Consider the following 12,364-nt stretch of genomic DNA (forward strand, 5'->3'; position numbering starts at 1 on the left):
GAGAGGGGCTATTGCGCTTCTATCGCGCGGCGCGAGGAGATGAGGTCGGCGTGGATACCTTGTAACTGACGGCGCATATTGCGGTCATTGGCATCGACGCCTTGTAATAATTTTTCGACGTCACCAATGGCCTTATCCAAGCGTTTGGCGGCGCGGTACATTTGCGGGGATAAGGCCGCATGGTCAATCTCGCTATGGCTATCCATCATCGCGCTTTCGCAATAGCTGACGGATAGGCCCATCGGCAAGATTGTGTTGGCATTCCCGCAAGCGACATCGAGTTGGGCTTGTTTTAACCCTTGCACCATAGACAAATCCGCATTGGAAATATCTGCGCCCACCATAGAGGCGTCCAGCACGACGGCATTGCCAAATTTTACGCCGTGAAAGACAGCATCGTCCAGATTTGCACCGTGTAAGTTCATATGGTCAAAGCGCGCATTATGAAATTGTGATCCGGTAAAGTTCACACTCGACCCATTGGCACTGGTCAGGTCGGCGTCGGTGAAGTCACTATCAAGGAAGGTTGCGCGGGAGAGGTCAGCACGGCGTAAATCAGATTTCGTCAGGTTTGACCCTGTTAGATTGGCTTCTGATAATGTCGCGTCGCGAAATGACGCTTCGGCCATATTCACATTTGTGCCTTCGACGCGGGCCAAAAACGCGCGGTGAAACTGCGTGCCTGAGAGGTTGGAGCGGTCAAATTTTCCGCCGCTTAGATTGGCATTATTAAATTGCGACCCAGCAAAATTGCTATCGCGCAGCGTCATACCCGGCATAGTTTGCCCTGACAGGTTACAGCTGGGGCAAGAGCCAGAGGACGTATGTAACCGCGCATCAACGCGGATTTGCGCGCTCGCGGCCTGGCTAAGGCCCATAATCGCAAGGCTAACAACAGCCGCAGAAGATAAAAATATCGGTCTCACGATGCGCGTTATACACGCAAATTTGGCCCGTGTTTAACTAAAATAATGGTAATATACAGCGCCAAATGTAGGGGCGAGCTAAGAGCATCCCGTCGTCGAGCCGCAGGTCTCACAGCGCTGACAGGTGCCGACTTGCACCATCGTCTGATGACCGCAATCTATGCATTTCTGCGACGTAAATTCTGCATTAGCGGGTAAGGGCGGTCGCGGGTCATCGGGGCGTTTGGGACTAAATTCGCGGTCGACCGCATCGATGGATTTCGCCAAGATATCAATGTCGTCCGCGCCGTCTTGGGTATAAATTGGCTCATGCTCAAAGATGGCGTCAAAATCATCGCCGCTTAACGGTTGGGAGAGCTTAGAGCCGTCGCGGTATATGGCGACCGCTTTCAGCCCTAAGTGATAAGCCTTTAGGTAACTGCGCGCGACATCATCAATGGTGGCGGTTTTGGGCATATTCACCGTCTTTGAAATCGCGCCAGAGATAAAGGGCTGCACGGCGGCCATCATCAATAAATGCGCATCGGGCGACAGGCTACGTGTGGCGTGTTTGCCGCAAGGTGTGGCGCAATCAAAGACGGCTAGATGTTCGGCCTTGATATAGGGGGCAAGTTCTATGCCGCCCAAACCGTCAATATGGCTGATAATGGCGTCTTGGCGCTCCTCCGCATAGCCTAGCTTTTGCAGCGCAACGGGTACAGATTGATTGACGATCTTAAAATGCCCGCCGCCCGCGAGCTTTTTATATTTCACAAGCGCAAAGTCAGGCTCAACCCCTGTTGTATCGCAATCCATAACGAGACCAATGGTTCCTGTCGGTGCAATGACGCTGATTTGGGCGTTACGATAGCCGTATTTGCGGCCATAGGTGAGCGCGTGATTCCAAGCGTTTCTGGCGTCATCTATCAGGCCGTCATACCCGTCCGGTAGGGCCGTGTCTGATAAGGCGATGGGCAGGATAGACAAGCCGTCATAATCGGCCCTATCCGTTTTGCCCAAGGCGGCGGCATGGTGATTTTTCATCACCCGCATGACGGCTGATTTATTGTGCTTATACCGCGCAAAAGCCCCCAGTTCCTTGGCCATATCCGCCGATGTTGCGTATCCTACACCCGATAAGAGTGCCGTGATCGCCGCCGCAATATTGCGCCCCGCGTCACTATCATATGGCACAGCGCTGCGCATGAGCAATCCGCCAAGATTGGCATAGCCCAGCCCCAATGTTCGATAATCATAGGACCGCTGCGCAATCGCCTTTGACGGGAACTGCGCCATCATCACAGATATTTCCAGCGCAATGGTCCACAGACGCGCGGCCTGTTTAAAGGCGTCGATGTCAAAGCCCCCATCATCACCCAAGAATGTCACTAGATTTAGCGACGCCAGATTACACGCCGTATCATCCAGAAACATATATTCAGAACAGGGGTTAGAGCCGACAATATCGCCGTCTCGCGCGCATGTGTTCCAATCATTTATCGTATCGTGAAATTGCAGCCCTGGATCGGCGCAGGCCCAAGCGGCTTTGCTAATACGGCCCCATAAGTCCCGCGCCTTGACGGATTTTACCACCGCCCCATCTGTGCGGCGCAGCAAATCCCACGTTGCGTCTTTCTCAACGGCGTCCATAAAGGCGTTTGTCACACGCACGGAATTATTGGCGTTTTGTCCGCTGACAGTGGCGTAAGCTTCGCTGTCCCAATCCACGGTCAACTCAGATATATCAATCGATGTGTAGCCTTGGTGCTTTAACGACAAAGCCCGCGCGATCAGGCCGTCGGCAATACCGTCATGGCGTGCAGCCTCGATCAGCTCTTGAACCGCTTCCGCCTCTTCAGTTTTCATTATGGCATCAAGCGCGCGTTTGATGACCCGCGTCCCAGCGACAAGGGCGGCGACTTTGGTTTCCTCGCCTGATTTCCAATTGATAAAGGCATCAATTTCGGGATGGTCAATATCAACAATGACCATTTTCGCCGCGCGCCGCGTCGTGCCGCCTGATTTAATTGCGCCCGCCGATGTGTCGCCCACTTTCAAAAAGCTCATTAAGCCTGATGACTGCCCGCCGCCTGATAATGGCTCGCCGACGGCGCGAATGGCTGATACGTTCGAGCCCGTACCAGAGCCGTATTTAAACAAACGCGCTTCACGCAGCCATAAATCCATAATCCCGTCAGCACCCAGTAGGTCGTCTTTGACCGATTGGATAAAACAAGCATGGGGCTGGGGGTGTTCATAAGCCGATGTGGAGGCGTGGGCTTTGCCAGAGCGGTAATCGATATAATAATGCCCGTCTGCCTCACCAGATAGGCCGTAAGCCCAGTGCAGCCCCGTGTTAAACCACTGCGGACTATTGGGGGCCGCCATTTGATTGACCAGCATATAGCGCATTTCATCATAAAAGGCGCGGGCGTCAGACTCGGTGTTGAAATATCCGCCCTTCCAGCCCCAATACGTCCAGCATCCAGATAATCTGTCAAACACTTGGCGCGCGTCGCTTTCGCCGCCAAAGCTTGCGTTCTGCGTCGCCTCGCGCCGTTGGAGCCAGGTCGGGACGTCGGGGTCTGGTACTGCCACAGTTTCGCTCGGCACGCCTGCACGGCGGAAATATTTCTGCGCCAGTATATCACAGGCCATTTGCGACCAGGCCTCTGGGGCTATGAAGTCCGCCGTTTTAGACACCAATTCACCCGAGGCATGGCGCAGCTCTGATGACGCCGTTTTGAACGTGATACCGTCATAAGGCGACGTGCCAGCGGTGGTGAAATGTCGCGCAATTTGCATAGGCTAGATGTAGGGATGCGGGGGCAGAGGTGCAAGCTGGGAGCGGGGCCTTCAATCCGTCTCGTCATTGCGCCGCCCTAAAAAATTGCCCGAAATCTAGGTCGTGAATTTTAGGCACATGTTAGATTCGCACATTGCCGCACCGTCACCGCATGGTTTCCGGGTGTCCCTTCGGGCCACGTCGGAATGACAGATTACTGATTGTCGAGGGGACGCAGAAACGTCCCTTTACCCATTAATGAACTGATCACATAACAAAGCTTACTGTGCTGCTAGCTGGGCGGCAGGTTTTCAATTTTTCACGTCATTCCGCCGCGCTCAAAGAGCGCCCGGAACCCATGTCGTTCTGTTTCCAAAGGAACTAAACTATGTCGATTGCCGCACCGTCACGACATGCTCCCTAACCGTCCCGGCGGGCCACGTCGGAATGACAGAGTAATCATCCGCGTCCTGATGCCCGCCCACAAAAAAGCCCGGTCAAATGACCGGGCTTTCTAAACTCTAATGTCCTAAGACCTACTCGGCTTCATCGCCAGCAGGGGCGGGCTTTTCTGCGCGTTCTTCTGGCATTTCATTGTCGCCAAAGTCCGCGTCGCGGTCGCCTTCAAACATGTCCACAGCAAGGGCCGCGCGTTCAGCAGCAGCTTCGCGGTCGTCGGCTTTCGCTTCTTCCATTTGCGCTGCAATCACGTCTTCACCAGCGGCTTGACGCTCAGCTTCGTCCTCAGAGCGGGCCACATTGATCGTCACAGTGATTGTGACGTCAGCGTGCATGCGGATTTTCACCTCATGTAGGCCCAAGGCTTTAATGGGCTGTTCAAGAACAACCATGCTGCGCTTGACAGGGTTATCGATAGTCTCAGCAATATCGCGAGCAGAAACAGAGCCGTAAAGCTGACCTGTTTCACCAGCGTTGCGGATGACCACATAGCTATTGCCATCGATTGTTTTACCTTCTTCAGCGGCTTGCGCAGCGTTTTCAGCATTGCGAGCCTCTAGGAATTCACGTTCAGCTTCAAAGCGGGCTTTGTTGGCTTTCGTGGCGCGAAGGGCTTTTTCCTGTGGAAGTAGGAAGTTACGGGCAAAACCGGGCTTAACAGAGACGACATCGCCCATGGCACCCAATTTTTCGATACGTTCTAAAAGGATTACGTCCATGACCTATCTCCTATTTCGTTTCATATGGCAAAAGGGCCAGAACGCGCGCACGCTTGATAGCGCGGGCAAGCTCACGTTGCTTTTTACCAGAAACAGCGGTGATCCGTGACGGTGCGATTTTGCCTTTTTCAGACATGTAACGCGCGAGCATTTTTGGATCTTTATAATCGATTGTTTGGCCGTTCTCACCAGAGAATGGACAGACTTTGCGACGACGACGGAATGAGGTGCGTGACGGCAGGTTCTCAATACGGATTTCTTGCTTTGCCATGGTCTCTAATCTCTCTTGTCACGGCGTTTACGCTCTTCGCGCTTGGCCAGGATAGGTGATGGATCTGCGGAAAATTCCTCAACGCGAACGCTCATATAACGCAACACGTCTTCGTTAATGCGGTGCTGACGCTCAATCTCGTGAATCGCAGCGGCTGGCGCATCAATCTCGATAAGGCTGTAATGCGCTTTGCGGTTTTTCTTAACGCGGTAAGCCAAATTGCGAAGACCCCAATATTCGGTCTTGCCAGCTTTTCCGCCGTGGTTTTCAAATTTTCGGATTGTATCCGCGACAAATTCTTCGACTTGGGCCGAAGACATGTCAGGGCGTGTGATGATCACATGCTCGTAAAGTGACATAAAGTCCCCTTCAATGTAACGAATGCGGCGCGTGGTCCCCGTGAAGGCAGGGCGTCGGCGATGGTTCCGCCTATTATATCGACCCCATGCCGATAGAAAATAGTTGGACCGCATCCAAGGAAGCGCGGTTAATACACGCTTATTCCGCTAAAACAAGGGCAAAGCTGGGGTTTAGCGGGGATTTAAGCATGAAAAAACCCGCGAGGTGACCTCACGGGTTTTAATTCTCATATTGAAGCCGTCTAAAGGGTGTTTGACCTAGAAGATGTTCTTACGCAGACCTAATTTATAATCCATGATGCGGTCCTCAATAGATTGCTCAGTCTCGCCTGTTAATTCATCACCAATTTGGTCGCCAAGTTGGTCAATCGCTTGAGCTTGTTCTGGATCGGCAGCGGCACGCGCACCTTTCGTCGTGACGGCGTCTTCCTTGGGCGGGGCGACAAAATCCATTTCAGGATAAATATCAGGCGATGCTGCGGGTTCTGTCACCGTGCGGCGGGTTTGATTGACCGATAAGGCTGTGGCCACATCACGGTAACGCTGATCAAGCTCTTGCATGTTTTCTTTGGATTTCAAAAGCTGTGACTGCGCGTCGTCCAGTTGAAATGACTGTCCTTCTATCATCTTCTCTAGGCGTTCACGCTCTAGCTCTTGCGCTGTGCGTTGCTTGCGAAGCTCAGAGACGTCCTTCGACGCCGAGGCTACAATTTCGTCTTTAATCTGAAGTTGCTTTGACAGGTCTTCGATTTGGGCTTCCAGCGAGTAAATCCGGTCGTCACGACTGATGATATTAAACTCATATTGCGTTTTAAATGTCGTGATTTCCTCATGAAGGGCGACCATTTCGCCTTTCATCTGGTTGTTTTGCTTTTGCGCCGAATCAAGGGCGTGGCGCAGGTCATGGACCTCGCTTTGCAAGCGGTCGCGGCCTTGACGGTGGTCGTCACAATCAATTTTCAAGCTCTCTGCCATTTTCGACAGGGTTGTGCGCTCGGTTTTCACTGTTTCTAACGCGTCAGACACCTGAGCGATACGGTCACGCAGCGCAGCGTTTTCACGGGTTTCGACCTCACCAGATGTGCGTAGGCGGTCCATCTTAAGAACAAGAGAGTTCAGTTCTTCATTCAGGCGTTTAATTTCGCGGTCACGGTCTGATACCGCCTTCATAGAGCGGGCCAGCGAGCCGTTGGCGGTATCGTATTGCGCCTTGGCTTCGGCCAGACGGCGGCGATGCTCATCAAGGTCCGATTGCAGGACGTTGATTTTATGGCTTTGCGTTTCAACTTCGCTAGACAGCGTACGGTTACGCGCCTTTAAACGGCGATTTTCAGGCTCCAACCGGTCAAGAAGCGAGAAATCAACTTCCGCGCGCTCAACAAAAGTAAGGAGTGAGGACACACGTTGCTGCGCGCGGCGGTAAAGGGCTTCTCCGTTATCAATATCGGATGTGATGCGTGCAACATCTGTGCGCAATTCGCCCATATTCATGCGGCGTGTCAGCGGCTGGCCCATATCAATAGAGGGGTCAATCGCGTCGATAAAGTCCACGGGGGCATTGGATTTTGGCGTGACGTCTACAGACTTTGTTTTTTCCGATAATTCCGCCGAGAAGTTGGGCGAATAATCAGGCTTGCTGCTGGTCAGGAACGCGTCGCCGCCAATACCGAGCGCTGCGGCACGGTTTGATGCGGGGGCTGGCTCAGCCGTGGGCGCTAGGTGATTTGCGGGCGCAATGGGCGCTGGTGTGTAAAGCGGCTCTGCAGGGGCCATGTCGCGCAGGGTTTCGTCCGCGAAAATGTCTTGGGGGCGCTCGTCAACAGGCTCTGGAACAGCCTCTGGGCCGTCAGTCACGTCACCGCGTTGCGCTTGCATGCGTCCTTTGTGTTGGCGTTCTTCTTCGGCAAGCATCGCAAGAAATTCGGCGCGGCGGGCTTCTTCTTTGGCCGCACGCTCTGAATCAGACGCTGTATAGGTGTGTGATGGTCCAGTATCAGACACTGTGCCGCCGTCTGCCGCGACCTGATCAACATCATGCGTTGGGGCGGTATCGGTGGTATTTGTCTTGGACTCTTTGTTTTTCTTAAAAAAATTCATTGCTGCATCCCAGCCAGAGTTATCGAATCCCACACTAGACCAGCATGTAGTGAGTTACTTAATGAAGGTTTAACCACGACGCTGTTTCACAGTGAAACATCGCAATTTCTTAAAATGGGGGTCAATTTTTCGGCTCAAGGCCGCTTGACCTTCGCCCGCTGCTCACGCATCTAATCACCAAAGATTTAGAATAAGCGTCGCGCTTTTAACGTCTGATGGGAACAACTATGGCATTTGCATTCATTTTTCCGGGCCAAGGCAGCCAATTCGTTGGTATGGGTCAAGCGTTGGCGGACGCTTTTCCCGCATCTAAAGCCGTTTTCCAAGAAGTTGATGACGTGCTGTCGCAAAACCTATCAAAGCTAATGTGGGACGGGCCAGAGGATGAACTGACCTTAACATCTAATACGCAGCCCGCTTTAATGGCGACATCTGTCGCGGCAATCGCGGCGCTCAAGGACGAATTTGATGTGGACGTCACAGCGGCCAGCTTCGTTGCGGGACATTCACTGGGTGAATATTCTGCGCTGTGCGCTGTGGGCGCGATTAGCCTGTCTGACACAGCGCGTCTGCTGCGGCTTCGGGGTGACGCTATGCAAAAGGCCGTTCCCGTGGGGGCTGGCGCTATGGCGGCGCTATTGGGCGCATCTGTTGAAGACGCCGAAGCGGCAGCAAGTGCAGGCGCAAAGCACGGCATCTGCCAAATCGCCAATGATAACGCCACAGGCCAAATCGTGCTATCTGGTGAAGTCGCCGCCGTTGAGGCTGCTTGCGTCTTTGCCCGCGACGCTGGCGTTAAAAAGGCGGTTATCCTGCCCGTCTCCGCGCCGTTCCACTGCGATATGATGGCCCCAGCGGCGGAGGCGATGAAAGACGCGCTGGCGGATACGATAATAAACGCTCCGCGCGTGTCTGTGGTGAACAATGTCACCGCGCGCCCTGTCACGGACGCGGATCAAATCCGCAGCGATCTGGTCACGCAGGTCACAGGTCGTGTGCGTTGGCGCGAATCGATTGAGTGGATGGCCAGTGATGGCGGCATAGACACCTTCGCTGAACCCGGATGCGGCAAAGTCCTGACCCAAATGCTAAAACGAATTGTCAAAGGCGTTGACGGCAATGCCTTATCAACGCCCGAGAGCTTGGAAGCTTTCGCAAAAACAATAAAAGGGGAATAATATGTTTGATTTAACAGGAAAACGCGCGCTTGTGACGGGCGCAACGGGCGGTCTCGGCGGAGACATTGCGCGCCAACTCCACGCCCAAGGCGCGCATGTGGCCCTATCGGGGACGCGCGCGGAAAAGCTAGAGGCGCTGGCGGCAGAGCTTGGCGAGCGTACAGCCGTAGTGCCGTGTAATCTATCGGATGGTGACGCCGTTGACGCGCTACCAAAACAGGCGGCAGAGGCGCTGGGCGGCGGTATTGATATCCTTGTCGCCAATGCGGGCATTACGCGCGACGGTCTTTTGATGCGGATGAAGCAAGAAGACTGGGACATTGTGCAAAAGGTCAATTTGGAAGCCTATTTCCGCCTGTCAAAGGCGTGTCTCCGCCCGATGATGAAGGCGCGCTGGGGCCGTATTATTGGCATAACGTCCATTGTCGGCGTTACAGGTAACCCAGGTCAAACCAATTACGCGGCATCGAAAGCTGGCATGATTGGCTTTACTAAAGCCTTGGCCGCAGAGGTCGCGTCGCGCGGCGTGACCGCCAATTGCATCGCGCCAGGTTTCATTACCTCGCCCATGACAGACGCGCTAAATGAAGCGCAGACAGAGGCGACAATCGCGAAAGTGCCGGCTGGAAAGCTTGGCACGGGCGGTGATATTGCGGCGGCGGCGGTCTATCTGGCGTCAGAAGAAGCAAATTATGTCACGGGCCAAACGCTTCATGTGAACGGCGGTATGGCGATGATATAACGACCTCGCGCCCGTAAATTATGTGTAATTTTCAGGGATTTAGCGAAACTGTGGACAATGCGCCGCAGGCCTAGTCACTGCACCGAATCCGTGTTAGTGACTGCGTTGAGTTAAGAAAAGGGTTGTTTTGTTTCAAAATCCCCCTATTTGCCCTCTGCACTTGTCGCCGCGTTGGCGATGTCGGAAAAAGGATTAAATATGTCTGATGTGTTTGCAAAAGTAAAAAAAATCGTTGTTGAGCATTTGGAAGTCGACGAAGATAAAGTGACTGAAAACGCTCACTTCATCGATGATCTCGGCGCGGATAGCTTGGACAACGTAGAGCTGGTTATGGCTTTCGAAGAAGAGTTTGATATCGAAATCGCTGAGGATGCGGCTGAGCATTTGCAAACTGTCGGCGCAGCTGTGAAGTTTATCTCTGAAGAGACAAGCAAGTAAGATTGCTATGCGCAGGGTTGTTGTCACAGGCCTAGGCCTCATTACCCCTGTTGGGTGCGGTGTCGACGCCGCATGGAAAAATCTTCTTTCTGGGCATTCTGGTGCCCAGAAAATCACTCATTTTGATGTTGATGATTTGGGATGCAAGATTGCAGCCCTTGTCCCGCGCAAAGATGGGCACGGCGGTGGATCAGATGATGATCCCGCCAGTTTTGATCCCGACGCGACATTGTCCGCGCGCGATCGCAAACGCATTGATGATTTCATTTTATATTCTATCGCGGCGGCTGACGAAGCGCTTGCTGATGCGGGCTGGTCACCGTCTGAATTAGACGAGGACGCACAATACCGCTCTGGCGTCTTATTCGGCTCGGGTATCGGCGGTCTTGAGACAACCTATAACGCCTCCATCACACTCGCGGAAAAAGGCCCAAGACGGCTCAGCCCCTTTGTGGTGCCGGGCATGTTGATTAATTTGGCGGCGGGCCAAATTTCTATTCGCCACGGTCTGAAAGGCCCAAACCATTCGGTCGTGACGGCCTGTGCGACGGGCGCTCATGCCATTGGTGATGCGGCGCGTTTGATCCAGCACGGCGACGCAGATGTTATGGTAGCGGGCGGCGGCGAAGCGGCGGTCTGCCGTTTGGGCATTGCGTCTTTTGTGGCGTGCCGCGCCATGACGACAGGTTACAATGATGACCCGACCAAGGCGTCACGCCCATATGATGCGGGCCGTGACGGATTTTTGATGGGTGAGGGCGCAGGCGCTGTTGTCCTTGAGGAATATGAGCACGCCAAAGCGCGCGGCGCGACGATTTATGCCGAGTTCAAAGGCTACGGATTATCAGGCGACGCCTATCATATTACCAGCCCGTCCCCCGATGGTGACGGCGGATTTCGCGCCATGAAGGCGGCGCTCAATAATAGCGGACTTAGTCTTGATGACATCGGTTATGTCAACGCCCACGGGACATCAACGCCTATGGGTGACGAGATTGAAATCCGCGCGGTTGAGAAATTATTTGGCGACAAAGCCAAGGGATTGACTTTGTCGTCCACGAAATCAGCGACGGGACATTTGCTCGGCGCGGCGGGCGCGATAGAAGCGGTCTTTTCTATCCTTGCTGTGCGTGACGGGATTGTGCCGCCGACGCTAAATCTGGATAATCCGTCCGTGGAAACCGATATTGATTTGGTACCGCATACGGCCAAGAAAGTTGCCTTAAATGCGGCCATGTCAAATTCATTTGGTTTTGGCGGGACCAATGCGGCCGTAATTTTTGCCAAAGCGCCGACAGCGTAATGAGCTCTAAAAAGACCTTCTCGCAATCTTCCAAAACAGCGAAACGCGCGCCCGAAAAACCTGCTCAAAACCCCAACCAAAGCCCTGTCAAAAAAACGAGCCTTTTTAAACGGCTGATTGGGCTTAGCTTTATCCTAATTATTCTTGCGGTCATCGCGGTCTTTGCGGGGCTGTCTTATATTAAAAATAGCTATGAGAAACCGGGCCCGCTGGCGGTGGATACGGCGTTCACTGTGCCGTCTGGCGCGGGGCTGTCACGATTATCATCCCTGCTAGAAACAGGCGGATTCATTGAAAACGGCACAATCCTGCGGGCCAAAGCGCGTTTCATGGATATTGGCGGCGACATCAAAGTCGGCGAATATAATATCCCTGCGGGTGCCAGCATGGCCGAGATTGTCAATATCATCAGCTCGGGTAAAACCATCCTTTACCCTGTCACCGCGCCTGAAGGCCTGACCACCGCGCAAATCCTGCGCATCATCGCAGCGTCAGATCATTTAAGCGGCGACATCAGCCTGTCCCCACCAGAGGGGAGCTTGCTGCCTGAAACCTATATGACCCCGCGCGGTATGAGCCGTGACGCGGTCATTCGCAAAATGATGAGCGACCAAACCGCCTTGATAAAACGCCTGTGGGAAGCACGCCAAGAGGGTCTACCCGTTAAGACAAAAGAAGAGGCGATAATCCTCGCCTCTGTGGTTGAAAAAGAAACGGGTGTTGGCGGTGAACGCGCCGAAGTGGCGGGGGTCTTTACCAATCGTCTGCGGCGCGGCATGCGGCTTCAATCCGACCCGACCATTATTTACGGCATAAGCAAAGGCGAAATCCTAACGGGGCGTGACGGGCGGCAACGCGGTTTGCGGCGTTCTGAAATTGACCGTAAAACGGATTGGAATACCTACCAGATTGACGGCCTGCCCAAGACGGCGATTTGTAATCCGGGTGCCGATGCTTTGGCGGCTGTGCTTAATCCGGCAAAGACTAACAACCTCTATTTCGTGGCGGACGGCACGGGTGGTCATGTGTTCTCGCCGACGCTGGCTGGTCATAATGCTAATGTCGCCAAATGGCGCAAAATAGAGCGCGAACGGCGCGGAAGATAGTT

General features: G+C 53.7%; 10 protein-coding genes and 1 pseudogene. 5 read left to right on the top strand and 6 right to left on the bottom strand.

The window, feature by feature from the left end; all coding sequences use genetic code 11:
- Window positions 1-8: 8 nt before the first annotated feature.
- From AB6B37_RS05290 to AB6B37_RS05315, 6 genes and pseudogenes are all read right to left on the bottom strand, one after another.
- Window positions 9-926, bottom strand: a complete 918-nt coding sequence (locus AB6B37_RS05290) for a pentapeptide repeat-containing protein (RefSeq protein ID WP_371397853.1) — start codon at window positions 924-926, stop codon at window positions 9-11.
- A gap of 321 nt (window positions 927-1,247) precedes the next feature.
- Window positions 1,248-3,710: pseudogene (locus AB6B37_RS05295) on the bottom strand (adenosylcobalamin-dependent ribonucleoside-diphosphate reductase); the annotation flags it as partial.
- Between the two features lie 516 nt (window positions 3,711-4,226).
- Window positions 4,227-4,868, bottom strand: coding sequence for a 50S ribosomal protein L9 (gene rplI, locus AB6B37_RS05300; RefSeq protein ID WP_371397854.1), 642 nt, complete (start codon window positions 4,866-4,868; stop codon window positions 4,227-4,229).
- Window positions 4,869-4,878: 10 nt separating this feature from the next.
- Entirely contained in the window at window positions 4,879-5,139 is a 261-nt protein-coding gene (gene rpsR, locus AB6B37_RS05305) for a 30S ribosomal protein S18 (RefSeq protein WP_371397855.1), read from the bottom strand.
- Window positions 5,140-5,144: 5 nt separating this feature from the next.
- The gene (gene rpsF, locus AB6B37_RS05310; protein ID WP_371397856.1) at window positions 5,145-5,498 is read right to left on the bottom strand and encodes a 30S ribosomal protein S6; all 354 of its coding nucleotides are present in this window, start codon (window positions 5,496-5,498) and stop codon (window positions 5,145-5,147) included.
- Between the two features lie 258 nt (window positions 5,499-5,756).
- Entirely contained in the window at window positions 5,757-7,595 is a 1,839-nt protein-coding gene (locus AB6B37_RS05315; RefSeq protein WP_371397857.1) for a hypothetical protein, read from the bottom strand.
- 227 nt (window positions 7,596-7,822) lie between these two features.
- Between AB6B37_RS05315 and fabD the strand changes: the two genes are divergently transcribed.
- The 5 genes from fabD (at window position 7,823) to mltG (ending at window position 12,362) form a co-directional block, all read left to right on the top strand.
- Window positions 7,823-8,773, top strand: a complete 951-nt coding sequence (gene fabD / locus AB6B37_RS05320) for an ACP S-malonyltransferase (RefSeq protein ID WP_371397858.1) — start codon at window positions 7,823-7,825, stop codon at window positions 8,771-8,773.
- Between the two features lies 1 nt (window position 8,774).
- Window positions 8,775-9,515, top strand: coding sequence for a 3-oxoacyl-[acyl-carrier-protein] reductase (gene fabG / locus AB6B37_RS05325; protein WP_371397859.1), 741 nt, complete (start codon window positions 8,775-8,777; stop codon window positions 9,513-9,515).
- Between the two features lie 198 nt (window positions 9,516-9,713).
- A complete protein-coding gene (locus tag AB6B37_RS05330) occupies window positions 9,714-9,953 on the top strand; it encodes an acyl carrier protein (RefSeq protein ID WP_371397860.1) in 240 nt (79 codons plus the stop codon).
- Window positions 9,954-9,960: 7 nt separating this feature from the next.
- Window positions 9,961-11,256, top strand: coding sequence for a beta-ketoacyl-ACP synthase II (fabF, locus tag AB6B37_RS05335; protein ID WP_371397861.1), 1,296 nt, complete (start codon window positions 9,961-9,963; stop codon window positions 11,254-11,256).
- Complete coding sequence (gene mltG, locus AB6B37_RS05340) at window positions 11,256-12,362, top strand: endolytic transglycosylase MltG (protein WP_371397862.1); 1,107 nt, start codon at window positions 11,256-11,258, stop codon at window positions 12,360-12,362. Before fabF ends, mltG begins: the two co-directional genes overlap by 1 nt.
- Window positions 12,363-12,364: the final 2 nt, after the last annotated feature.

Source organism: Fretibacter rubidus, from assembly GCF_041429785.1.
GTDB classification, from domain to species: domain Bacteria; phylum Pseudomonadota; class Alphaproteobacteria; order Caulobacterales; family Maricaulaceae; genus Fretibacter; species Fretibacter rubidus.